We start from the raw sequence: 25150 nt of genomic DNA on the forward strand, positions 1-25150 counted from the left end.
ATATATGAGATTACAGCATGAATGTTTGTATTGTCAAAAGCAAATTATTGGGAGAACCGATAAAAAATATTGTAACCTTCACTGTAAAAGTGCGTACCAATATCAAAAAGCTAAGGAGCAACCCGAACGCTTTTACAATAAGGTGGACAACCAACTCAAGTTGAATCGTAAAATATTAAAACAATACAACAAGGGAGGTAAAGTAACGGTAAGAGAAACTGTACTCTTAGAAAAAGGCTTTAACCCCAATTTTTTTACACATTACTGGAAAAACCAAAAAGGCGAAGTTTACCTGTTTGTATATGAATACGGATTCCTAAAACTCAAAGAGGGTCAAAACAACAAATATGTGCTTGTACTATGGCAAGAGTATATGAGTGTTGCCAAGCGATAATAGTACACAATAAACCACGCTATACTCCAAAGAAAATAGGCTTAACATGCGCGAACAACGTGATTTTTTGAGTTTGGCTTACAGCAGCATACCCTGTAGACCATAAAACCCCTCACATAGTTTATATGTCTTATTTTTTATTTGTCTAAGCAAGCCATAAGTGTCTAAATTAAAGTGTATAAATCAATACGGACCAGTAGAATTTTAGTATAAGGTAATGGGTCGTCCAACAGCATCAAAAATAAGGATGTCGAACTTTAAATTTGTCATTTTCAGTTAGTTCAAGTTTCTTTACTAAAATCTTTGCAGATTTTCTAGCTACCCTTCACTAGTTTCTATTTTTATTTGCTAAATTGAGACCTTAACCTATAGCCAAATTTCAAGAAAACAAAGCTGTACTATCCCCATCCAGTCCAAAGTAAGAATGGTCAAAAGGCTGGTATTGAGCTTGGCTTTCTTTTTAATTCATAAGAACTCTTGAAAACAATAGCACACACAAAACTTCTTGAAAACCTAAAGCAAAAGATTTTATCGTATACGCTTGTAGACGATGACCTGTTGCAGGAACAGATGCAATGCTACCACCAAATTGAGCTTAAAAAAGGGGATACTTTGGTAGTACCTGGGCAATTAGTGCATCACTTTTACTATGTGGCGACAGGCTGTATTTATTATTATAGGCTAGAGGAAGGCGAGCAAAAAGTTGTAGAGTTTTATACTGATGATATTTTTTTTACCGATGTACCGGCCTACGTTAAGGGTACGCCTTCTAATTATTACCTTAAAGCTACTGAGGCCACGGTTGTGTATGCCATAACAAAGTCCGATGCAGAGAACTCCTTTAAAAAGTCGCACCAGTTAGAGCGTTTTGGTAGGTTATCCATGCAGGAGGCCTTTATCAAAATTTTCACCAGAGTAGAGCGACTCAATAGTCGCACCAACGAGGAACGCTATCTGCGATTATTGGCAAAACGCCCAGATCTCATGCAGCGTGTACCGCAATATTTAATTGCCTCCTATTTGGGATTAACACCAGTAGGGCTTTCAAAACTACGCAAGCGCTTAGGCAAGGGCTAGCTTGTCGTGTTTTGAGCAGTTGGGGTAGTGTGTGCTAAAACAGTAATTGTTCCATAGTACAGCATGAGTATATCGCATACTTCAAATTTTATTATACTGGTTTAATGAGATTCCTAGGAATAAATCCTAACTTGAACTTTATTAATCTTTAAAAAATATCGTTATGGCCAATGCCTATATAGAAATGGAAACCCTGAAATTTTTGTTGTTCAACGTACACAACCTCAAAGAAGTGCTGCAGCAAGAACGTTTTTCCGAATACGATGAGGATTCTATTGCTATGATGCTCAACTCCGTAAAAGATTTTTCAGATAAGGAACTTTACCCCTATTTTAAAGAGATGGACGAAAATCCTGCTCATTTCAAGGATGGGGAAATTATAGTACATCCTCAAGTCAACAAGTACATGAAAGCAGGGGGTGAAATGGGCTTTTTAGCAGGTCCGTTTTCATATGAAGCTGGTGGTATGCAGATGCCTTCCATGGTTGTACATGCTTCTGCCTTTATTCAGGAAGCGGCCAATAACCACCTGCCGGGCTATATTGGGCTTACCGTGGGCGCAGCAGAATTAATTGTGCATTTTGGGAATCAATTCCTAAAGGATACCTATGTTCCCAAAATGATGGCCGGCCAATGGGGGGGTACCATGTGCCTTACCGAGCCACAGGCAGGAAGCTCGCTTTCAGATATTGTGACAACTGCTGTGCCTGATGGAGATACCTATAAAATAAATGGACAAAAAATATTTATCTCCGGAGGGGATTATAAGGGATCCGAAAATATGGTACATCTGGTATTAGCACGTATTAAAGGGGCTCCGGCAGGAACTAAGGGAATTTCACTCTTTGTGGTACCAAAAAAACGAATTGATAAAGACGGTAATTTAGAAAATAACGATGTCACTACAGTGGGTGATTTTCAAAAAATGGGGCAAAAAGGCTACTGTACCACCCATCTCTTTTTTGGAGATAAAGACAACTGTACCGGTTGGTTGGTGGGTGAAGCCCATAAAGGCCTAAAGTATATGTTCCTCATGATGAACGGTGCACGGATCGCCGTAGGTCGAGGTGCTGCCGCAATTGCTACAGGGGCTTACCATGCCTCGCTGAATTATGCAAAAGAAAGACCCCAAGGCAGAGAACTACAACGTACAGGAAAAAAAGACGCTTCGCAAGAACAAACTCTGATCATCAATCACCCCGATGTACGCAGAATGCTCCTCTTGCAAAAAGTAATTACTGAAGGATCCTTAAGTCTAGTGTTTTTGACCTCTCGTTATCAAGATCTTTCTGAATCACTTCCAGACGCAGAAAGTAGGGCAAAATATAAGTTGTTGTTAGAAATATTGACCCCAGTAGTTAAGACCTACCCTTCTGAAATGGGCATAACTTCGGTGAATAATGGCGTGCAAGTACTCGGGGGGTATGGTTTCTGTTCCGATTATATTTTACAGCAGTACTTACGAGATATCCGAATATCGGCTATATATGAAGGTACCACGGGTATTCAGTCCCAAGATCTTCTGGGAAGAAAGATCACCATGGAAAATGGAAAGGCCTTGCAATTGCTCTCTGAAGAAATTATGACTTCCATCAAAGAAAGTATGATGTATGAGTCGCTAAAACCCCTAGCGGAAAAATTAGGTGGTAAACTAGAACTCACACAAAAAGTGCTACAATCGCTCATGGGCTATGCTATGAAAGGCGATTATCAACGATTCTTGGCGGATGCCACGCCCTTTATGGAATTTTTCAGTACCATTATCATGGCATGGCAATGGTTAGATATTGGCCGTGAAGCACAAAAAGCAATGGTCTCCGGTGACACTAATTTTAGTGCTGAATTCTATGAAAACAAAATCCACGCCATGCAATTTTATTTTAAATACGAACTCCCCAAAACAACAGGGCTCTCCGAAATATTGATGGATAAGCAAGCATTGACACTGAACACAGAGAAGCAGGTGTTTGCTTAAATTAGAGTCAAGAGTTAAGAGTCAGGAGTCAAGATAAAAGTCGAATGTCCAAAGCAACGTAAAAGAAAGTAGTAAAATTTTATGAACTTTAGGCTAGCAAGTATAACATAATGATGAGTCTTGGACAATTGACAAACCTTTAATTTTAAATATTTTATACCAGAACCCAAAACCCAGAACCCAGAACCCAACACCCAAAAACCCAACAATTAAAATGAGCATAAAATCAAAATTCGACCTAGGGGGAAAAGTGGCCATCGTCACTGGTTCAAGTAAGGGGATAGGACTTTCTATAGCCAAAGGTCTTGCCGAGAACGGGGCAAAAGTAGTGATCAGTAGCCGAAAACAAGAGGCTGTAGATGCTGTGGCTAAAGAGTTCAATGAAGCTGGTTTAGAGGCCATAGGGATTGAATGTCATATTGGTGACGCTGCCCAAAGGGAACAACTGATAAGCAAAACAATGGAAGCCTATGGGCGCATAGACATCTTGGTGAATAATGCTGCCATAAATCCGTTTTACGGACCCTTGGAAGCTGCCGATGAGGAAGTGTTCGATAAAATCATGGGCGTGAACGTCAAGGCACCCTGGATACTTTCTAATTTAGCACAAGCCCATATGAAAGCCAACGGTGGCGGCAGCATAATCAATATTGCATCGGTCGAAGGCATGCACCCCGGATTTCGATTGGGGCTTTACAGTATGACGAAATCTGCCCTGATCATGCTTACGAAGAATCAGGCCAAAGAATGGGGCCGATACGGCATCCGTTCTAATGCGGTCTGCCCCGGATTGATTAAAACAAAATTTAGCGAAAGTCTGTGGTCTGATGAAAAACTGGCTGCACAATATACCAGTGTCATTCCCTTAAAAAGAGTGGCAGAACCTGATGAAATGGCCGGAATAGTCATGTTGTTGGCGTCTGATGCAGGTTCCTATATGACCGGGGGCGTCTATGCGGCAGATGGCGGTTATTTAATTTCAGGCTAATAAAACAGAACTATGAATTTTGACTACAGCGATACATCGATAGCACTTCAAGAAAAATTGAAGAATTTTATGGAAACCCATGTGCTCCCCATTGAAAAGGAGGTAGCAGAATTCCATCAAAATCCGAAAAATAATTGGAAACCTTGGCCTGGCATGGAAGCCTTAAAACAAAAGGCTAAAGATGCCGGACTTTGGAATGTTTTTCTACCCGCTTCCTACGGAGCACTGAGCCCGGGACTTACCAATTTAGAATATGCTCCCTTAGCAGAAATTATGGGACGCATGCTTTGGTCCTCGGAAATCTTTAATTGTAGCGCTCCTGATACAGGAAATATGGAGGTGCTCGCCAAATATGGCACGCCTGAGCAACAAGAAAAATGGTTGAAACCTTTAATGAATGGAGAGATACGCTCGGCTTTTTTAATGACAGAACCAGAGGTGGCTTCTTCCGATGCTACAAACATCGAAACGTCAATTATTGCCGATGGAAATGACTATATCATCAATGGCCGCAAATGGTGGTCTTCTGGCGCTATGAATCCCGATTGTAAAATTGCCATTGTGATGGGTAAGACTAATTTTGATGCACCACGGCATGTACAGCAGAGCATGATTTTAGTACCTATGGATACCCCAGGCTTAAAGATTGAAAGAGCACTAAGTGTTTTTGGGTATAGCGATTCTCCGGAAGGGCATGCTGAAATTATTTTGGACCATGTTCGTGTACCCAAATCTAATTTGCTCTTGGGTGAGGGTAGAGGCTTTGAAATAGCACAGGGCCGATTAGGTCCTGGCCGCATTCATCACTGCATGCGCTTGATTGGGATGGCACAACGCTCTTTAGAAATTATGTCCGAGCGCACAGTGCAGCGCAAGCCTTTTGGTAGAACCTTAGATACCTTTAGTAGTGTGCGACAAGATATTGCCCTTTCGGCTTGTGAGATACAACAAACACGTTTGTTGGTATTATCCGCAGCGGATAAAATGGATAAAGTAGGAAACAAGGAGGCGAAAGACCTCATTGCCATGATAAAAATAGTTACGCCCCAAATGGCCCTAAGGGTTATCGATAGAGCGATTCAAATTTTAGGTGGAAAAGGCGTTGGGAGTGATACCCCCCTGGCACACTTCTATGCAGCGGCACGGACGCTGCGCTTGGCCGATGGTCCTGATGAGGTTCATATGAGTCAACTAGGAAAAAACACGATAAAAAAGTATGTAAACGATGCAAATGGCTAGCGAAAAAAATTTAAAAGCGGTGCGAGAAGGAGAGGAGCTGCATGAAGGGAAGCTCAAAGCTTTTATGCTAGAACATGACCTAATAGCGCAAGAGAATGCCGATTTGATAGTGAAACAATTCACCAATGGCTATTCTAACCTCACCTACCTACTTCAAATGGAGAATAAGGAATATGTACTACGCAGGCCGCCATTTGCAGCACCGAAACGGGGGCATGATATGGGGCGTGAATTTAGGGTGCTACAGCAATTAAATCCTGTTTATGACAAGAGTCCTAAAGTATATGTCTTTAACGAGGACCCACAAATTATAGGAGCTCCGTTTTATATTATGGAGAAGGTTAATGGAGAGATCCTAACAGCTACATCAGCCCTTAGTAAAAAAGTTTCCCCAGAGGAATTTAAAAGCATTTCGGAAACTTGGGTAGATGCCTTTGTAGAATTTCACGATATCGATTATAAAGCCGCAGGACTTTCAGAACTAGGACGACCTGAAGGATATGTGGAGCGACAAATACTTAATTGGGGCAAGCAATACCTCGCCGCGGCTACCGATGAGGTGCCAGCAGCACAAAAGGTCATGACATGGATGCGTGAACATCAGCCTAAAAAATATGATCATAGCCTTATCCACAATGACTTTAAATATGACAATGTGGTTTTTGAAGATTATCGTTGGAAGAAGATTTCAGCTGTTTTAGACTGGGAAATGTGCACCCTTGGTGATCCTATGATGGATTTGGGAACCTCCCTGGGCTATTGGACAACGGCAGAGGATCCTGAGTTTATGAAACAAGGGCTGCCTTCTCCAACCCTGATGAAGGGCAATCCCACCCGGACCGAAATAGTACAGCATTATGCCTCAAAAAGTGGAAGAAATATAGATCATCTTACCTTCTACTTTGTCTATGGTCTTTTTAAGATTGCGGTCATTGCCCAACAAATTTTTTATAGATATAAACATGGCCATACCAGTGATCCCAAATTTGCAAATTTAAATAAGGCTTCCGCTTTATGTTGTAATACGGCATGGCAGGCCATTCAGAAAAATCAAATAGATAATTTATATTAAACATGGACAAGCAACACCATTTGAAAATAAACCCTGGGCAAGTATCAGATTTCGCAAATAGCGCATCTGAGAATCCAGTGTTTATGTTAAATATGGTAAAATACAAAGCGCTTGTACCGGAAACAGGAATGACAGGAAAGGAATCTTACACCGAATATATGCGACAAGCGACTCCTTTTTTTCTTAAGGCGAATGCGGAAATAGTATTTTATGGTTCGCCCCAGCATATGTTAATAGGTCCTGAAGATGATATCCTTTGGGATGACGTACTGATCATAAAATACAATTCTGTTTCCGATTTTATGACTATGATAATGGCCAAAGGATATCCATCACAATTACGGGAGCAAGCATTAGAAGATTCACGATTAATTCATTGTACGTCTCATCAAAAAATCAATCAAACAAACTAAAAAATGAACTTGAAAGATAAAGTAGTAGTAATAACAGGAGCTGGCAGTGGTATAGGGGCAGCTACGGCAAAACTTTTTGGTGTACATAAGGCTATTGTCGTGGTCTCTGACATCAATTTGGAACGTGCGGAAAAGGTAGCCAGTGAAATTCGCAATGCCGGTGGTAAGGGTTTGGCTTTGGCAACCGATGTCACCCAGTTTGATCAGGTGGAAGCATTAGTGCAAAATGTGGTTGAAAAACAGGGTCGTTTAGATGTCATGGTGAACAATGCAGGTATCGGAGGAAAAAAACAAGCAAAGACTGCCGATCACTCCTTTGAAGATTGGCACAACGTAATAGCGGTAAACCAAACCGGAGTATTCTATTGTATGAAACTAGCGATACAACAAATGCTCAAACAGGGTCATGGTAATATTGTGAATGTTGCTTCCTTGGCAGGATTAAAGGCGTCCGGAAACAATCTTTCTTATTCTGCAAGTAAATTTGCCGTGGTAGGAATGACCAAATCTGCTGCCTTGGAGTACGGGAGAAAGAAAATTAGAATCAATGCCGTGTGCCCAGGGTTTACACATTCGGCCTTGTTAGAACAATTGCTCACTACAAGTCCGGATATGGGCGATAAATTAAAACGAATGGTACCTATGGGTAGGTTCGGGGAAGCAGAAGAAATTGCGGAAGCTATTTGCTGGCTGGCTTCTGAAAATTCTAAATTCATAACAGGTCAAACCATAACCTTAGACGGGGGAACCTCATTATAAAAACAACCTATGAATACATTAGTAGTAACAGAAAAAGAGAACTATGTGATCGTTCAAATGAACCGAGGAAAGGTTAATGCCATCAACCGGGAGATGGTGAACGAGTTAACCGAGGTTTTTAAGAAGTTAGAAGCTGACCCTTCGGTGATGGGTGTAATTTTAACCGGACAGCCCCACTATTTTTCCGCAGGCTTAGATTTAATTGAACTGTATCAATACGATGAAAAGCAAGTGCAAGAATTTTTTACCGCTTTTGGAGGGCTGTACCTGCAATTGGTGCAGTTTACAAAACCATTTATTTCAGCCATCACTGGGCATGCGCCAGCTGGCGGATGTGTCTTGGCCGTTACCAGCGATAATCGGTATATGGCTGAAGGCGAGCCCTATGTTATTGGCCTCAACGAAGTGGCTGTAAATATTCAAATCAGTCAAAACCTCACAGAAATTTATGCCTTTTGGATGGGTGATGGGCTAGCACATCGCTATATTATGGAAGGGAAATTATTGAGTGGTCAGGAAGCGCTAAAAGCTGGTTTGGTAGATGAACTGCTACCCTTAGATGCTGTTTTGGAACGCTCCGAAAAACAAATGAAACACTATGCAAAGGCAGACCAAGAAATCTTGTTGAATACCAAGAAAAAATTGCGGAAGCACCTATGGGATAATCTCGATTTAAATGCGGAAAACTCCCTAAAAGAAGCAACAATACTCTGGTGGAAACCCGAAATCAGGGCTAAGATGAAAGCCTATGTAGAGAGTTTTACCAATAAAAACAAAAAATAGATAAATCAAATAAGATGAATAAACAACAGATATTTGTAAAGAGGCCCGTAGGCGCAGCAGATGCTTCTACTTGGTCTTTAGAAACGAATCCTATTCCCGAATTAGAGGAAGGTCAGGTCTTAATAAAAAATCACTATATCTCTCTAGATCCAGCCATGCGTGGATGGATGAATGAAGGCAAATCATATATAGCGCCAGTAGAAATTGGTGCGGTTATGCGTGCAGGCTCTGTGGGAGAGGTTATAAAAGCTAAAAATCATCCAAAGTTTAAGGTGGGCGACTTCATTTCAGGGCATGGTGGTGTGCAACAATATGTTGCGACCGATGGAAAAGGCTATTATAAAGTGGACCCAAAATTAGCGCCTTTGCCTACGTATATTGGTACCTTGGGCATGCCAGGAATGACGGCCTATTTCGGAATTTTAGAAGTGGGTAAAATTAAGGAAGGCGATGTAGTAGTGGTCTCTGGAGCAGCGGGTGCTGTAGGCAGCATTGTAGGACAAATAGCCAAGATAAAGGGCTGTACCGTAATTGGAATTGCTGGTGGTGCAGATAAATGTAAATACGTGGTTGATACTTTAGGCTTTGATGCCTGCATCGATTACAAAAATGAAGATGTAGCAGCGCGCTTAAAACAAGAATGTCCCAAGGGATTGGATGTTTATTTTGATAATGTTGGAGGGGAGATTTTAGACGCGGCATTAGCCAGGTTACGAATGCATGCCAGGGTGGTTATTTGCGGAGCAATTTCCCAGTATAACAACAAGCAACATATGAAAGGACCAGCCAATTACCTTTCTTTATTGGTCAATAGGGCCACCATGCAAGGGATGGTCGTTTTTGATTGGGCAGAAAGATATGGAGAAGCAGGTCAACAAATGGGTAAATGGATGGCAGAAGGGAAGTTAAAAACCCGTGAGGATGTTTATGATGGCATAGCGAATTTCCCAGAGACCTATAACCGACTTTTCTCTGGCGACAAATTAGGTAAATTGGTGTTAAAGGTGATAGAGGATTAATTTTTGAAGCGTCAGGACTAAGGATTCAGGAGGCAAGAAGCAAGATCAATAGTCACGCTCCCTACTAGTATTAACAGGGTACCAAGCCGAAGGCAAGTGGAGTCAGGAACTTTGGAAAACGGATAGTAGTAATGGTATAATTAATTGAAGCAATGAAAGCAATACGATGTACAACATACGGTCCACCCTCCAAGTTAACCTTGGAGGAAATAGATGCCTTACAGGCAGGGCCAAAGCAAGTAGTAGTGCAGGTAAAGGCCTGTGGTCTAAATTTTCCCGATACCTTGATCATTCAAGGCTTGTATCAATTTAAACCAGAGTTGCCATTTACCCCGGGAAGCGATATAGCAGGTATTGTAAAGGAAGTGGGGGAGGGCGTCACCCATGTAAAGGTAGGTGATGAAGTTTTTGGCTTTGTAGCCCATGGAGGCTTAGCAGAAGAAGTAATCGTTCCAGCAAATGCTTGTTTCCCCAAACCACCACAAATGGACTATCCCATAGCGGCATCTTTTATGATGGCCTATGGCACTTCGTATCATGCCTTAAAAGATAGGGCGATGTTAAAAGAAGGAGAGACCCTCTTGGTTTTGGGTGCCTCGGGAGGAGTTGGCCTAGCTGCTGTAGAATTGGGGAAATTAATGGGAGCCAAGGTCATTGCGGCAGCGTCTACCCAAGATAAGCTAGACCTTTGTAAAAAATACGGTGCGGATGAACTGATCAATTATACCCAACAAGATTTAAAATCTACGATCAAGGCAGTAACCGATGGACAAGGGGTCGATGTGATCTATGATCCAGTAGGAGGTGATTTTTCCGAACAGGCCTTCAGAGGGATTGCTTGGAACGGCCGCTATTTGGTGGTAGGGTTTGCAGCAGGCGATATCCCTAAGATGCCGTTAAACCTTCCCTTATTAAAAGGTGCCTCGATCGTTGGTGTTTTCTGGGGTGGATTCGCCATGAGCTATCCCAAGGAAAATATGGACAATACCATGACCCTTATGCAATGGTATGCCGAAGGAAAGCTAAAACCCCATATTCATAAAATTGTTCCTTTAGATGAAACAAAGGAGGCCTTAGAAGAAATGATGAACCGAAAAGTGAAAGGTAAAATGGTGGTTAAAATTTAATAAACGAAGCCCATGGGTGTCAATAATCAATGTACACGAAACTTAAAGTTTCGGAAAAAATAGAGCGTAAATGAGATCCTAAATGCTTGTCTGAGCTTGTCGAAGACCAATTAAAAATATAGCTTGAAATTTTAGAAACTTGTAACAGAATAGCTAAGATTAAGAATAAAACTAAGTACGCCCAAGAGGATAAATCAATAATAGTTAATACAAAATAACATGAGATTAAAGGATAAAATAGCCATTGTCACAGGAGGCTCACAAGGCATTGGAAAAGCCATTTCTGAACTGTTTGCAAAAGAAGGTGCTGTGGTCATTATCATGGATGTACTGCCCAAAGGCCAAGAAGTAGCAGAAGCTATCAAAGCATCAGGTGCTAAGGCAGAATTCCATGCGGTATCGGTCACCGATAAGTCAGCCGTTGAAGCGCTTTTTGAAAAAGTGCATGCCACCTACGGTAAAATAGATATTCTGATCAATAATGCCGGAATAACTAGGGACCGTACGCTAGAAAAAATGAGTGAAGACGAATTTGATGCTGTTATAGAGGTGAACTTAAAAGGCGTTTTTATTTGTACTCAGGCCGTTGCGCCGTACATGAAAGCCAACAATTATGGAAGAATTGTAAGTGCAGCATCTAATGTGGGCTTACGAGGTAATTTTGGACAAACCAATTATGCGGCTACCAAAGCTGGTGTTATTGCCATGGCAAAAACTTGGACTATGGAACTCGGTAAATATGGTATCACCGCCAATGCTATTGCTCCTGGCTTTACAATGACGGATATGGTCGATAAAATTCCGAAAGAACATGTGGAAGCAATTAAGGCAAGTATTCCCTTAAAAATAGCTGCGGAACCTATCGACATAGCCTATGGGTATTTATACTTAGCCTCTGATGAAGCACGTTTCGTTTCTGGGATTTGTTTGACTATAGATGGAGGTACTTCACGATAAATAATAGAAAAATGACCAAACTAATTTTTGAAAATTTAAAAGAGTTTAAAACATTCGAAGGTAAAACGCTTCCTGCAGGGGAATGGATTAAGGTCACCCAAGAAATGATCAACGATTTTGCCAAAGCTACCTTAGATTTTCAGTGGATACATGTAGATGTGGAAAAGGCTACCCAGCAGTCCCCCTTTAAAAAGCCAGTGGCACACGGCTTTATGTCGGTCTCCCTATTGTCAAAAATGCTGGGAGATCTTGTGCAGATTAATTCTGTAAAAATGGGGGTGAACTATGGCTTAAATAAAGTTCGTTTTCCAAATGCAGTCTTGGTAGATAGTAAATTGCGACTCAACGGAAAAGTAGCTGCTATTGAGGATTATCTCGAAAATGGAGTTAAAATTACGTGGCACTGTTCTGTGGACATCGAGGGCGAAGATAAACCAGCCTGCGTCGCTGAATTTATCAGTATCATGTTCGAATAATTTTGAAGTGATACCAGAGTTAGGCTGTTGAATTAAAACATTTTATGTTGTATATTCGGGAAAACCAAAATAAGCCAAACCAATGACTAGACTCTTCGATTTACTTGACCACCAATTAAAAAACACTCCTCTAGAAGCTTGTATTAGTGGAAGAAATAAAGAAGGACATTGGGAATCGTATAGCACTCAAAAATTAAAGCACACAGCAGAAAAAGCGGCAGCTGGTTTATTAAAACTGGGACTGGTGCCCGGGGATAAAGTGGCGATTGTGGCCTATAAAAATAGACCAGAATGGATCGTTATGGATTACGCAGTGCAAATGGCAGGTATGATCAGTATTCCTTTATATCCAACGATCAGTGTTTCGGAATACGAGTATATCTTAAATGAGGCTGAGGTAAAAGCGGCCTTCTGTGGCGGATTAGATTTATTTGATAAACTATCCAAAACACAAAAAGCAGTACCTTCCTTAAAACATATTTATACTTTTGATGGCTTGAACGGTAGCCCATTTTGGGAAACTATTTTTGATTCCGAAGGTATTACCAGTTTAGAACCTATTCAAGCCAAAATCACAGGCGATGACTTAGTGACCATTATTTATACCTCTGGCACTACAGGCAATCCTAAAGGCGTGATGCTTAGCCATGCCAATATTATGCATGTGGTTACAGCAACATCGCCCTTATTAGTGGTAAAAAATAATGAGAAGGTATTGAGTTTTCTTCCACTTTGTCATATTTATGAACGCGCCGTTTCCTTTTGTTATTGCTATAAAGGCGTGTCGGTATATTTCTGCGGTACAGACAATCTAAGTGGGCCGGATGGAGATTTGGCAGCGGTTGCTCCTGTCGCTTTTACGACCGTACCAAGACTATTAGAAAAAATTTACGAAGCTATTTACAACAAAGGTTTAGCCTTAGATGGCGTAAAGAGAAAGCTATTTTTTTGGGCCTTAAGCCTAACAGACAATTACAAACTAGACCAGCAGCTATCTTTTGTTGAAGGCTTAAAATGGAACCTCGCAGATAAATTAATTTTTAGTAAATGGAGAGCTGCCTTAGGGGGTAATGTAAAACAAATTGTTACAGGTGCCGCTCCTTGTCCTGATAAAATATTACGAGTGTTTTGTGCCGCAGGGATCCCTATTCGCGAAGCGTATGGCTTAACCGAGACCTCCCCTACCTTAACAGCAAACTCTTTAGAACCAAAGGGCACCATCATTGGAACCGTTGGGTCTGCTATTGCCGGGGTGGAATTGTATATTGATACGACGGCTGGAGACTATAAAGAGGGTGAAGGTGAAATTATGGCTCACGGTCCCAATGTGATGCAAGGATACTATAAAAAACCCGAAATAAATGCCCAAGTATTTAAAACCATTGACGGTAAAAAATGGTTTTGTACTGGGGATATCGGAAAACTAATCAAGGGACCCGATGGGAGAGAATTCCTTAAAATTACGGATAGGAAAAAAGAACTACTAAAAACTTCCGGAGGAAAGTACGTAGCGCCTGCACCTATAGAAAATAGGTTGAAAGAAGATTTTTTGATTGAGCAAATGATGGTCATTGGCGACAAGCAAAAGTTTGTCTCCGCTTTAATATTACCTTCGCCAGAGGCACTTAAAAATTGGTGTCTCCATAAAAAAATGCAGTGGACCACTTTGGAGGATATGATTCAACATGAAAAGGTCATCCGAAAATATCAAAAAGTAATCGACGCCTACAATCCTGAATTTGGTCATATAGAGCAAATCAAGAAATTTAAATTAATAGCAACTCCTTGGCTGCCAATTCATGAAGACGGCTCTTTGGCCGAACTCACCCCTACCTTAAAACTCAAAAGAAGAGTGATACGAGAAAAGTATAGTGAAGAAATAGCCGCTATTTATTCGGAGGACTAACACACCCAAAAGACTGCTCGATTTTCAAATAAATTGACCTTATGTTTTATAATAGCCCCACGGACCTAAAAAAATAGGTGGCATCGTTGGGGACAGAAGGGATTAAAGTATGTTCGTGCTTTTTATAGCGTCACTGGTATTCTTGGTGTCTATAGGGAAATTTATACCTACCGATGGCCTCAGTTTTTACGAAATTTCATCCTGCTATTTAAACATACAGGTAGGGTAGGTATACACCACGTCTATCATTTCTATAGGAAGTTCTATGGCGAATATACTTTTTACTTCTTCTATCCAAATAAGTTGGCAAAGAGAATCGATAGTAGCTGATTTCTCGTTTTTTGCATTTTATTGCCTCCTTTATTTTCTAAGTAGAAGTACAAGCGGCCAAAAGCATAGCACTCAAAATAATTAGGATACTTTTTTTAGTATTTCATACTGTTTTAGTTATAAAAAAACTTACCAATCCACTTGGTATTTTGCGGTGTCGTTTGTGATGAGGTCACCAAAATTGTACTAGGCTTGGCTATGGTATCGAAAGCACCTTCCTCATACATGCTGGGTACCTTATGTTCCCTTACGCTTTCAATAGCATATTCAATAAAATTGAAGCCAGCCTTTAAGTCTAAATCATAGGTATAGAGGGTTTCAATGGTATCATCCTCGGTATTGCTAAGATTTGAATTACAATCTCCCTGATACCTAAAATCCGATTCCAGATACACCAATTCAAAATACGAACCTACCCTAGCGTTGTTCGAATAAGAATCTTCTAGCCAGGGGATTAAATTTTCGTCAGAAACCATAAATAACAATCCCGAATACGGTTGCTCTTTTGTCGCTAATGAAATATACCCACCACTAACCGCTTTTCCATTTTCTTCGTCTGACAGTATATCATAACTGTTGGTACATTTTGAAAATAGGGTAAATGCCGTATCTGACCAGGAATTCTCTTTGGCCGCTTCAGAAATAAAGCTAATATCTTTTGGGAAGTCTAGGGTGAGTTCACCGGAGGCAGACATAGTTCCAATGGTAATGACATCCATCATACCAAAAGTAAACAGCACTACCTCCATTTTTTGTGAGGGGTGATTTTCTACTTTTGGATGATGTTGAGCAAGATTCACTTGCAAGAACAATAATGCTAACACTACTACTAATTTTTTCATAATACCTATGTTTTAAGAGTTAGAGAATGAGTTTTAAAAAATAATCTATGATTTCTGAAATTAAACCAGGGGCGCTAAGAGCCATTAAACCTGCAGAAAAAAGAAATAGCAATAAAAGTAATGCGCCATTGACACCGTCTTTTCTTCCTGGCTCTAAGGTTGATATTTTATGGTTTGACGGATTGTAGTACACCACAACTTGTTTTCCATCAGGATATAATTCTATTAAATGAGATACTTTTTTGACGGTTTTATAGGAATTATAAAAAAAAGGTTTGTCTCCTTTATAACTAACTCCATTGACATCGTAGGTGTATAAAAAATTCAAACTTCTGCTAAGTCGAAATTTAATGCCGTCAATCACTATTCCCTTAGTTTTAGGCCAATGCACCGATTGTTTTGCCCACCACCAACGTCGTATCGCAATGAACAAAAAAGGTGAGACTGCTAAGGGTAAAATAATACCCACTATTTGAGATTCGCTCAGTGATGTAAAGTATTCCATGGGTGAAATGTTTAGTTATTAAACTTTTTAAATTGTTTTAAATCATCAAGTTGTATCGCATCCCAAAGTTCATCTACATTCATCCCCTTGCCTTCAAGCGTTACATAAAACCGATGGTCGTAAAGAAATCGAATTTCAGATTCATAATCAGCTCCAACCGATGCATCACGATCAGTACCAAAGGTTAAGACACCGTTGCGCTCTTTTTTCGAGTATCTAATGGTATTATTATTTTCCGACATAACCTTGTTTAGCTCTAACATTTTTAAAGGAATTATGGCTGACATCACATTCTTAGCAGCAGCATCTAGAATTTCCATGCGTATAGCACCTGCTCCAAAACTTCCTATAACCGTTTCACTTGAGGTAATTCTAGCTTCATTGGTATCAAGACTAAGGCTGCCCATTGTTTTTGGGTACGCTTCTAGTAATTGGTCATCTGATAATAGGGTTTTTGTTTTTAATTCTTTCATTAGTTTGGTATACTTCTCGTCAATGGGTACATGGTTACCGTTGACCTCGTTTATTAAGCTTTCTATAATCTTAGCTTCTTTTGAATCTGTTGCGTTTGATGCATCTTTACAGGAAACCAAGAGCAATAGAATTAATGTTAATTTGAATATATTTTTCATTTTTTTAATATTTAAGAGGTTTAGTTTAATTGTTCTGCTATAATTAGTTTAGCTAAGGCTAAAGTTTTTTCTTTATCGCTAATCGCATCATCAGAAATAGCTACTTTAAGGGTAAATGATATGCCATGATAGTACACTTCTAAATGTTCCTTGGTAGGACTCCAAAAAGCGTTTTCTCCAACACCGTTTACTTTTGTTTTCTCAGGATATTTTTCTAAATCAATGAAATTCAAGAAAGACTCCATATCCGCTTCGCTATCTACCCATTTTATTTCGATAATATCAGTACGTGAAGACACAGTTCTTTTACGGTTGGTTGGCGATTTTTCTTTTATTTCTTCTCTGCCATTCTCCCAATTGTATCTCAAAATTTCACCGGTCATTCCTTGTAATATGTGTGTTTTACGCCCTAGGAAAGGCTCAAAACCTGAGATTCTAGAGGCCAGTTCTAAGGTCAGCAAATCGTTGTAATCTCCACTAAATACAAAATCGCTTTCAGGGATTGCTAATAGGGTTTTCAATTGTTTTTTGTTATTTATGCTGTCCTTAATTTTGACTTTTATGTTGTTGTTTTTAGCCTTTAAGGCTGCCTCAAGGCTCTTTTTCCTTGCATGGGCAAGTTCTAACGCTTCTTCGAGCGAAATACATTGACTAATGCTATCCATTGACTTTTGATTTTTAGTTAGCTTTTTTTGTTGTTCGGATGTTTGTGAAAACCCTTTTCCATACACAACCAACACTAGCATCAAAATAATTTTGATGTTATTTTTCATTTGATTATTGTTTTAAATACATTATTATTAACTAAAAGGATTGGTGGGAACACCCATCATTCCAATCAAGGCATCTAGACCCGACATTATATTTCCTCCACCACCTGAAACTCCAAAAGCGATAGTTTTATAAACATTAAATGCTAACTCAATTAATGCCCCTTTAATTTTGTCATCCATTCCAGAAGCATCCATGATTACAATGGTTTCACAAACAATGGCATATAGCTTTGTTAAAGTGACACCATAAGTGGCCACAATACTAAGAGCCATGCCACCTATAGGATTAAGTACTTTCATTTCAGCAAGTAGTGCAATATAAACAGACAACACTGCCATGATATCTGATAGCTGTTTGATGGTTTCTTCACTTCCTCCGCCAGTACCATCGGCTAACATGCCAAATAATTCTCCAGTTTGTTGATGTATTTGCCAATAGGCCATACTCAAAGCGGCTTCATCGAAAATTTTAAAATTTCCATCACCTCTATACATCTTTTCATTCCAGTAATAGGGCTGTGTAAGCGCCTCTTTGTTTTCTTGAAACCAATTTTTATCAATCGCTTTTTGTCTTTCTATAAGTCGACTATTTTTTAATTCAGAAACTGTACTTGTAGTAAAAAAATAACCTTCTCGAAGAGCTAATTGTGCTGTTTTCTCTAAGGTAATTTTAAATGCAGATGCTCCAAATGGCGCTAAGCTGGTATATTTTGAAGTTGGGAGGTAATCGAATGACTTGGTAGATGCTTTTTCCCCAACACCAATTCTATTTTTTATAATTGCAATTCTAATTCCAGAGGCAAAGGTCATGCTAGTCGAGGTAATCGCATCTTCTAACGGTGCCATTAGGGGTACTATCTCAGGATGATATATGTACCCGCCTTTGCTAAACGCTTCTTTTGCTTTGCTGGTGTCATTCTCCATAAGGGCTTCTCCCCATGGTCTTGTGGTTAATCTATATTTTAAAACATCTGACAAGGCTGCAGAAATTGTTGGGCCTTCACCCTCAAAATAAACCGTAGCACCTCCAAATATGGTATTCCTTACCGCTATAGCATCTGAATAATCTGGTTGTTTGTTTAGTTGTGTGATGGGATCCCATCCTGCTAAAACTCTTTTTGTAGTGGTATTTCCAGTTTTAATAGTACAATAGAGTCCAATTAAAGCTTGACCTATTTCTTTTGTATCGGTATGTATAAATTTAAAGGTATCAGTGGCTACTATTCTTTTGTTGTCAATCCCTACCAAAGTCTTATGCATTGCTGCGGCTCCAACAGCGTAATAGGTAAATGTATAGGGAGGAATTTCCATTTTTGAGATATAATCGGTTATGGCCGCCAGAGTTTTTGTCTGATCTTTAGCAGCTAACACCACGCCGTTCGTGATTTCTGCCATTTTATTGAACGTTGTGTTATGATAGTTAGAATCGTAATCATAGACATTTAATACAATGGCTGGTGGACCATTTTTATAAATCTTTTCATTCAATATATCATACGTGTCATTATTGTCACCATCAGTGGCATAGATAATAAGATCATAATCAGATTGAGATGCTTTTAATAGCCAAGTGAATATTTCTGATGGTGTCTTCCAATTATTTATGACAGCCGCAGGGTATTGTTTTAAAATAGATGTATTAAGATTTTCAATGAAGACCTCCATGTTCTCTTGGTAGTATTCTTTAGGCATACTTAAAGAGGTGTCATAAAGAATCAAAATTCGTGGTGTTGGACGGTTATTTTCCATCAAAGCTTCAACCTGAATGGTATTATCGCTGATTGCGAAATCAGATGAAGACAAATGTTCTACAAAGGCACCATTTTCGTCTGTTGGGGTAACATGTAGTTTTACCAATGGATAATTTGCTGGAAATGCCTTAATCTTTAATGCCGTAACTTTTTTCTGTAGGTCTTTATTTGGTTTTTTAAGTATGGTATTTCCATTTATTTTAGGTTCCTCACCAGAAACATCAATGATTTTTCCATCCAAGGTAAAAGGATTCCCTACAAAAGAATTTTCTTGCATAACTTCAGTTTGCTCATCAAAACTTTGAAATGCCAATGCTGGAGTAAAGGTGCGTAATGTTCCTATTTGCCTAACTGCTTGCTGCTCTAAACTCAATCCGTTTAAAAAGGCTACATTGATTTGATTGCCCACAACTTGAGTGGCTAACCATTCTCCTGCGACCAACTCTTTTTCCGAGTTGGGGTCAATAGCATCTCTATAACTAATAGAAACTTTAATTTTTTCGTCATTTAATTTGGTAGGTTCCGCGTCAGCGATATTGATGCCTTCTCTTTTTAACTGTCCAAAGGGGATAATGGAATCAAAAAGATGGGCATATTTTGTTTCGCCATTCAAGATAAATTCCACCGTTGGTGTTCTATAATTATCCCAACGAAAATCGAACGAATGTTTATCTAAGTTCTCTTTATTCGGTATATGTTGCCACAGTTTTTCAGCTAATGCTTTTGATTCTTTATGCTCATCATCAATAATCGCGATTTCATTCGTTGAATTTTCTTCGACTTGGAGTTCTTTTTTCCATTGCTTCCATTGACTATTAGCTATATCAAGACTAAAATTGCGTTGTATAGGTCTTAAAAAAAAGGCAGAAACTTCCTCTGGTTGAATACTTGTTACTTCAAAAACTACCTTTGAAGGTATCCCAGCTTTGGTATACATATAATTTAAAAGTTCAGCTTTTTCGCGTGGTGTGGCTATACCGTACCTTAAGGCTCCTTTTATGCCCCATTTTAGTTGCGTGCCTATGTATCCTACTGATTTTTCTGCCGCTGGCATCAAATAAATTTCGTCACGAACAAAATCAAACATAGCTTTAGCATCTTTTGAGGCTATTAAAAATTTCATTCTACCCTCTAAATGATCGGGACTTGTTTCTAAGGCCATAAGCATTTCTTCCCAGACCTTGTAGGGTGCTTTGCCAGTTCCCACAAAATTAGGTTTGTCATCTTTGCAGCTTGAAAAAACGAATGGAATTTGTGCAGCAGCATAGATTAGGCCTAATTGCTGAATAAATTCTCGCCTATTAGTTCCGACTTTTGTTGTAGCGTTTTTCATGAATGTACTTATTTATTCATTTCTTGGTAACCTTTAAGCAGATTTATATCAAAAGCTTCCCAGAGTTCATCTGGGTTCATTGCTTTTGCACTAAGAGAAATATGAAATCGATGGTCATAAATGAACTTCATTTCTGTTTCATTATACTTAATCTCGCTAATGGTTTTAATACCATCTCGTTCAACTTTTATTAATTTTTTTTTGTCCGTAGCAGGAGGTACATAAGAATAGAAGCCAAGAAATGTGGTAACTAAAGAATTATTTTTTCCAGCAGCATCTGCTATGGATAGTACAATTTTTCGGTTTCCAAACAGACCCACTACTTGCTGCATGTAGGGGATAGCATTTGCTTTCTCTACTGAAAAACCCATTAGTTCTTTAGGAAATGCACCTAACAATTCTTCATCTGTTAATGGTGTTTTCTGTAAAAGTTCATTTGTTATTTTATCAAAATCGGAAAGCTGATCAGTACTTTGTACTTCAGTTTGTTGAACTGCTTTAAGTACATCATTGGCTACCTTTTTAACTTCTGAATTACAGGAGATACATAGCACTAAAACTAGAATGGAGTGGAGTGTATTTTTCATTGGTATTGATTTAATTTTTTTAAATTTTCAAAGTCAATGTATGACCATAAAGTATCAGCAGCAGCTGACCCTAATAATGAAATTTTAAAGCGATTGTTATAGATAAATGATATTTGATTTTGCTTAATATTAGGCTGTAAAAAGGCAATAGTCTGGTAGCCATCATGTTCGGCAAACACATATTCTGTTCCTTCTGGACCTTGGTTTTTAAACTTTAGGGCATCATAAAAGTTGCGAACTATTGCTTTAGATCCTGAGCCGTCTTCTATCCAAAAAGTATAAGAACGCTGAGCAGATCCATACATTCCAGATGCCTCCTGAAACTGAGCCTGAAGGGCATATTCGCCTATAGGTTGGTTACCATGTATATGCTGAGGTAGTGCGGCTAATAACTGCTCGTTAGTTAAAGGCGTTTTCTTTTTTAAAGCTTTGAATAGCGCTTTTTGACTTTCGCCATCCTGATAGGGATTAGCTATAGTTGTTTCCTTATCCTTTTTAAGAGCTGAAGTAATTGCAGTCTTCTCTGTTGAAGTATCACCTACTTTCACTGGGTCTTTACAAGAAACCAAGACCGCCAATATTGAGTATAAAAAAATATAGTTTTTCATCGTTAATTTATTTTAATAGTTATCTATTACAGGATTCCATTCTCCATTAGCCCATGAATTCAGCGCTTCTAGGTGTATTTTCAGTTTTTGTGCTGTTTTTAAAGGGAATTCAATAGTTTTCCATTCACAATACTTTTCTATAACTGGGTCAGGATCTAAAACCCAATCGGCATACCTAATTGTTTTAACTTCACTTTTAAAAAACGCTGTTTCCGATTTTGATGTTGATTTATCATGCAATGCAGCTATGGCCATCTTCTGAATCAGTTTTAAATAGCTTTTTTCGGCTTTTAAATAGGAACCTACCTTTTGTGTTTTTAAATAATCTTTAACTTTTGCAGAGTCGCCATATACCCCTTTTGATTCTGGATGCGGAAAAAGTTCTGTAAACACCTCATCACCAGTATCCCTACGAAATCTACCTAGGGGGTACAACCTGCAAACCTGTGGGCGGTCTTTATGAACCGTGCACCCATTTTCACCTAAAAATATACATGCATTCGAATTTTTTTTATGTTTCAAAAATTGATCCTTCAGGTAGTGATGCCTGAATTGTGTTGTTGTTATTTTTAGATGGCTTGATAAACGCATGGTTTCATATGGGTTAACCTGAATTTCCTTGCCGTGACAGCACTTGTTACAGGAATGACACTGATAAGAAAAATCAGAATCACTGGTTCTCACGGTATCTTTTAAAATCATTGCCATTTGCTAAGATTTCCTTGCTATTTCTGTTAGTTGTTTCATGAAATTTTTATCAGTAATGCTTGATTCTATATAGGTCCATCGGCGTTGGTCTGCGCTAATTCCTATTTTTAGGGTTAGCGATTCCATTTTACCACTTTTTAGTTTTTCTAAATTGGCATCCGAAAATCGAAAAATGCCGTTTTTACCTTCGCTACTACTATTTGGAGATTCTAATTTCCAGAACAATTTACCATTACCTTGCTCAGTTTCAGCAGGAAACCCAAAGGCACTATTAAGCGTTAGTGCAGCAGCCGCTAGCGATACGTTGGCTATAAAGTCTCTTCTGTTAGACTTTACACTTTCTGTTTTATTATTTTTTTTCATGATTGTGGTTTTATTCAATCGTAAACCGCATCGTTGCTGGGGCGATGCTTCCCTTAACCTTTTGCCCTTCAGACGGTACAAATTGAAAAATGAATTCGTAATCACCAGGTATATTTACAGGAAGTCCTCTTGCGGCATATTTCTGCCATGCAGGGATGGCATCAAAAGCTTCTATAGGCACAAACGTATCGCCAGGTAGCCAAGGCCATCCACCACGAGAGCTTTCTGAAATAGTTTTGCTATTGTGTTTTACGGTAGTTTTCATATCAAAAAGAATAATATGATCAGGCTTCAATTCTTTTGATTTGAAGTTAAAGTTGATGGCATATTCACCATCTTTAAAAGCTTTAAATAAAGCTACTGGTGTTTTTTGCTTCATCTCGCCATTGGTAAATCCTTTAATTGAAAGTCTGCCTTCAATAGAAATTAAAGGTTTTGAAACCTGCGGAGGGTATTGGCTGCCCGCTGCAATTGCCTTTGTTTGCGAATAAGAGAAAACTGTAGTTAACATAAAGGCTACTAGTACTATTTTTATTTGAATTGTTTTCATGATGATTCAATTTTTAGTTATTGTAAATTCGAAATTGTAGTGTTTTGAAAATTGGGTGCAAGCTTTAGAAAATTTGCACCCAAATACTGTAGTGATTAATAATAGCTTAGTCTACTAATTCAAATTGAAGCCACACGGCAGCTTTTTCTCCTGGATTACCAATTCTGATAGGACCTTCGAGTACTAATTTGCTTAAGTTGGTTTGAATATTGGCTAATGGTAGGTTTCCAGTGCCGAAATTGTGAAATTTAACCGTTTTTGCAATGGTTGTATCAAAAAATGGCGTGCTTTCATTTAAAGTTTTTACACCTGAAAGTATTTCTAAAACCTCTTTAATATTAACCGAAATAGGAGTGTTATTGGCCAATACTTTATCTTTACCATTGGTATATTCTTTGAACCAAGTATATATTTTGAATTGGGCATTTTTATCCATAAACTCATCGTAAGTAATATCAAATACCAAGGAATTGTTTATAAATCGATTCCGGTTTTTAGGTTCATTGCCTTCTCTAACATGAATTTGATGATCGGCGTCCCCAGAAATAAGCACATTGGGCATACCAGCAACTTGAACAGGCCCATTGGCTCTCTCAGGAATTGTATTAATGTTTCTTGAACTGAATGTTTTAGTTTTTCCATTTGCTGAGTAGGTCACATACTGCTGAATTGCATAGTCATCCGGATTACTACCGCCACCATCTCTGCCATTAATATTTTGAATATCTGTAAGTGTAACTTTTAATTTAAAGTTCTGCTTTGGAATACAAGTTCTTACAATTTGTTTTAATGTATTATCCAAACCAACACGTTCATTTTTTAAATTTTTAAGCTCATAACCAATGGGTAGTGCTAATTTGTGATCGAAGGGTCGGTCTTTTAGGTACGAAATGATATCCGGAACACCATTTTTAATGGAGTTTTCTATAGATTGAATGGCACCGGCGCTACTTCCTCCATAATAAAAGGCTTGCATTTCTACTTCTGAACTGGATTTTAAAGAATTATAAGCAGCTTTAACTTCAGCAGAACCTATAACCCCATTAACTTTAGCACTTAAAGAAAGACCGAACTCTTCTATCGATTTATTGGTTTTAAATACGATAACTCCTTTTCTACCGTAGTTTACTTTAGATAAATAAATGTAATCTTCTGTAGAAACATTAGGATCTACAAAAACTTTCGTTGGATCCATTCCATCAACTTCAATACTAAACATGTTTTGAGCAAATTCGATCATGTAATAGTTTGCTTCTTTTTCTGTTCCATAGTTTAATCCGACAGATCCAGAAAACATTCCCATCCCAGAACTATACTTCCCGGTAAGTTTAAAACTCATTTCTTCTAAAGAATGTACCTCGTGATAGTAAAATGACATTTGAGCTGGAACTGGGCTACCATTTTGTGTAATCAAGTAATTTTCAGCAGTTGTAATTTGAGATTTTTTGCTAGGATTCATTACTTCAAATACAGGATTAGCTACCCTTAAATCGCTACTCAATGTAATGGGGTTCCTATCTTTTATTTCTTCGATAGTGTTCGATCCATCAATGAATGACATTGCCTTCATCATAATGCCCGGTTTTAACCAATCGGGCTTTGCATTCATAGAAAAAGCTTTAAAATCTAAGGCTTTAATTTCTACTGTGATGGCTTCTTTTGTGCATATGCTCTTAGAGTTATTGATAACACTCCCTTTTTTAACTGTAGTTTTGTTGGTTTCAATAAAACTATTATTCACCAATGTCAATTCTCTCGCTCCTTCCTTATCATTTTCGGTACCTACTTTTAATGTTTTAAAATATTCTTTTGCTTTTACTACGTTTAATTGAGGAATAGGTTTCTTGTTAATTTTTGTCATATCAACATTTTTTTCCTTCTGGACTGTGATTGTTTTTGGAGGTCTTAATTGAGCTGATACAGTTAGGGTAACAAGGCATAATGATAGGCCTAACGCGTTTTGGATTATTTTTTTCATGATTA

At 38.7% G+C, this 25150-nt stretch carries 25 protein-coding genes; 14 read left to right on the forward strand and 11 right to left on the reverse strand.

Annotated features, from left to right (window positions below; translation table 11 throughout):
• Positions 1 to 4 precede the first annotated feature (4 nt).
• The 14 genes from GQ45_RS00455 to GQ45_RS00520 all read left to right on the forward strand — a co-directional run bounded on the left by GQ45_RS00455 (position 5) and on the right by GQ45_RS00520 (position 14185).
• Positions 5 to 394, forward strand: coding sequence for a hypothetical protein (locus GQ45_RS00455; protein WP_047414219.1), 390 nt, complete (start codon positions 5 to 7; stop codon positions 392 to 394).
• Between the two features lie 477 nt (positions 395 to 871).
• Entirely contained in the window at positions 872 to 1471 is a 600-nt protein-coding gene (locus GQ45_RS00460) for a Crp/Fnr family transcriptional regulator (protein ID WP_052188081.1), read from the forward strand.
• A gap of 163 nt (positions 1472 to 1634) precedes the next feature.
• Positions 1635 to 3446, forward strand: coding sequence for an acyl-CoA dehydrogenase (locus GQ45_RS00465; RefSeq protein ID WP_047414221.1), 1812 nt, complete (start codon positions 1635 to 1637; stop codon positions 3444 to 3446).
• A 214-nt stretch (positions 3447 to 3660) separates the two neighbouring features.
• Positions 3661 to 4434 carry a glucose 1-dehydrogenase gene (locus tag GQ45_RS00470; RefSeq protein WP_047414223.1) on the forward strand — a complete coding sequence of 258 codons (774 nt, stop codon included), beginning with the start codon at positions 3661 to 3663 and terminating at the stop codon, positions 4432 to 4434.
• 12 nt (positions 4435 to 4446) lie between these two features.
• Entirely contained in the window at positions 4447 to 5673 is a 1227-nt protein-coding gene (locus tag GQ45_RS00475) for an acyl-CoA dehydrogenase family protein (RefSeq protein ID WP_047414225.1), read from the forward strand.
• Positions 5666 to 6745, forward strand: coding sequence for a phosphotransferase family protein (locus tag GQ45_RS00480; RefSeq protein ID WP_047419876.1), 1080 nt, complete (start codon positions 5666 to 5668; stop codon positions 6743 to 6745). Before GQ45_RS00475 ends, GQ45_RS00480 begins: the two co-directional genes overlap by 8 nt.
• A 2-nt stretch (positions 6746 to 6747) precedes the next feature.
• Positions 6748 to 7158 (forward strand): hypothetical protein, encoded by a 411-nt coding sequence (locus GQ45_RS00485; RefSeq protein ID WP_052188082.1) that lies wholly within the window; start codon positions 6748 to 6750, stop codon positions 7156 to 7158.
• Between the two features lie 3 nt (positions 7159 to 7161).
• On the forward strand, positions 7162 to 7917 hold the full coding sequence (locus GQ45_RS00490) for an SDR family NAD(P)-dependent oxidoreductase (RefSeq protein WP_047414226.1): 756 nt from the start codon (positions 7162 to 7164) through the stop codon (positions 7915 to 7917).
• 9 nt (positions 7918 to 7926) lie between these two features.
• Positions 7927 to 8700: an enoyl-CoA hydratase/isomerase family protein gene (locus GQ45_RS00495; RefSeq protein WP_047414228.1), complete on the forward strand. Its 774-nt coding sequence runs from the start codon at positions 7927 to 7929 to the stop codon at positions 8698 to 8700.
• Between the two features lie 14 nt (positions 8701 to 8714).
• Positions 8715 to 9719, forward strand: coding sequence for an NADP-dependent oxidoreductase (locus GQ45_RS00500; protein ID WP_047414230.1), 1005 nt, complete (start codon positions 8715 to 8717; stop codon positions 9717 to 9719).
• A 152-nt stretch (positions 9720 to 9871) separates the two neighbouring features.
• Positions 9872 to 10846, forward strand: a complete 975-nt coding sequence (locus GQ45_RS00505) for an NADPH:quinone oxidoreductase family protein (RefSeq protein ID WP_047414231.1) — start codon at positions 9872 to 9874, stop codon at positions 10844 to 10846.
• Positions 10847 to 11065: 219 nt separating this feature from the next.
• Positions 11066 to 11803, forward strand: coding sequence for an SDR family NAD(P)-dependent oxidoreductase (locus GQ45_RS00510; protein WP_047414233.1), 738 nt, complete (start codon positions 11066 to 11068; stop codon positions 11801 to 11803).
• 11 nt (positions 11804 to 11814) lie between these two features.
• Positions 11815 to 12279, forward strand: a complete 465-nt coding sequence (locus GQ45_RS00515) for a MaoC family dehydratase (protein WP_047414235.1) — start codon at positions 11815 to 11817, stop codon at positions 12277 to 12279.
• An 82-nt stretch (positions 12280 to 12361) separates the two neighbouring features.
• Entirely contained in the window at positions 12362 to 14185 is a 1824-nt protein-coding gene (locus tag GQ45_RS00520; RefSeq protein ID WP_047414237.1) for a long-chain fatty acid--CoA ligase, read from the forward strand.
• A 443-nt stretch (positions 14186 to 14628) separates the two neighbouring features.
• Here the strand turns inward: GQ45_RS00520 and GQ45_RS00525 are convergent, their stop codons facing one another.
• From GQ45_RS00525 to GQ45_RS00575, 11 genes are all read right to left on the reverse strand, one after another.
• Positions 14629 to 15357 carry a hypothetical protein gene (locus GQ45_RS00525; protein WP_047414239.1) on the reverse strand — a complete coding sequence of 243 codons (729 nt, stop codon included), beginning with the start codon at positions 15355 to 15357 and terminating at the stop codon, positions 14629 to 14631.
• 19 nt (positions 15358 to 15376) lie between these two features.
• Positions 15377 to 15862, reverse strand: a complete 486-nt coding sequence (locus tag GQ45_RS00530) for a DUF3592 domain-containing protein (protein ID WP_047414240.1) — start codon at positions 15860 to 15862, stop codon at positions 15377 to 15379.
• 11 nt (positions 15863 to 15873) lie between these two features.
• Positions 15874 to 16494 carry a hypothetical protein gene (locus tag GQ45_RS00535; protein WP_047414241.1) on the reverse strand — a complete coding sequence of 207 codons (621 nt, stop codon included), beginning with the start codon at positions 16492 to 16494 and terminating at the stop codon, positions 15874 to 15876.
• 20 nt (positions 16495 to 16514) lie between these two features.
• Positions 16515 to 17267: a hypothetical protein gene (locus tag GQ45_RS00540; protein ID WP_047414243.1), complete on the reverse strand. Its 753-nt coding sequence runs from the start codon at positions 17265 to 17267 to the stop codon at positions 16515 to 16517.
• A gap of 27 nt (positions 17268 to 17294) precedes the next feature.
• Positions 17295 to 20351 carry a hypothetical protein gene (locus tag GQ45_RS00545; protein ID WP_047414244.1) on the reverse strand — a complete coding sequence of 1019 codons (3057 nt, stop codon included), beginning with the start codon at positions 20349 to 20351 and terminating at the stop codon, positions 17295 to 17297.
• An 8-nt stretch (positions 20352 to 20359) separates the two neighbouring features.
• The gene (locus tag GQ45_RS00550) at positions 20360 to 20938 is read right to left on the reverse strand and encodes a hypothetical protein (RefSeq protein WP_047414245.1); all 579 of its coding nucleotides are present in this window, start codon (positions 20936 to 20938) and stop codon (positions 20360 to 20362) included.
• Positions 20935 to 21546, reverse strand: a complete 612-nt coding sequence (locus GQ45_RS00555; protein ID WP_047414246.1) for a hypothetical protein — start codon at positions 21544 to 21546, stop codon at positions 20935 to 20937. The genes GQ45_RS00550 and GQ45_RS00555 overlap by 4 nt, the downstream gene beginning before the upstream one ends.
• A 12-nt stretch (positions 21547 to 21558) precedes the next feature.
• Positions 21559 to 22254, reverse strand: a complete 696-nt coding sequence (locus GQ45_RS00560) for a YkgJ family cysteine cluster protein (protein WP_052188083.1) — start codon at positions 22252 to 22254, stop codon at positions 21559 to 21561.
• Positions 22255 to 22257: 3 nt separating this feature from the next.
• A complete protein-coding gene (locus GQ45_RS00565; protein ID WP_156125315.1) occupies positions 22258 to 22617 on the reverse strand; it encodes a twin-arginine translocation signal domain-containing protein in 360 nt (119 codons plus the stop codon).
• A 10-nt stretch (positions 22618 to 22627) separates the two neighbouring features.
• Positions 22628 to 23167, reverse strand: coding sequence for a hypothetical protein (locus GQ45_RS17455; RefSeq protein WP_052188084.1), 540 nt, complete (start codon positions 23165 to 23167; stop codon positions 22628 to 22630).
• A 106-nt stretch (positions 23168 to 23273) separates the two neighbouring features.
• Complete coding sequence (locus GQ45_RS00575; RefSeq protein WP_047414250.1) at positions 23274 to 25145, reverse strand: thiol-activated cytolysin family protein; 1872 nt, start codon at positions 25143 to 25145, stop codon at positions 23274 to 23276.
• Positions 25146 to 25150 lie beyond the last annotated feature (5 nt).

The sequence above is a fragment of the Cellulophaga sp. Hel_I_12 genome, assembly GCF_000799565.1.
Taxonomy (GTDB): Bacteria; Bacteroidota; Bacteroidia; order Flavobacteriales; family Flavobacteriaceae; genus Cellulophaga.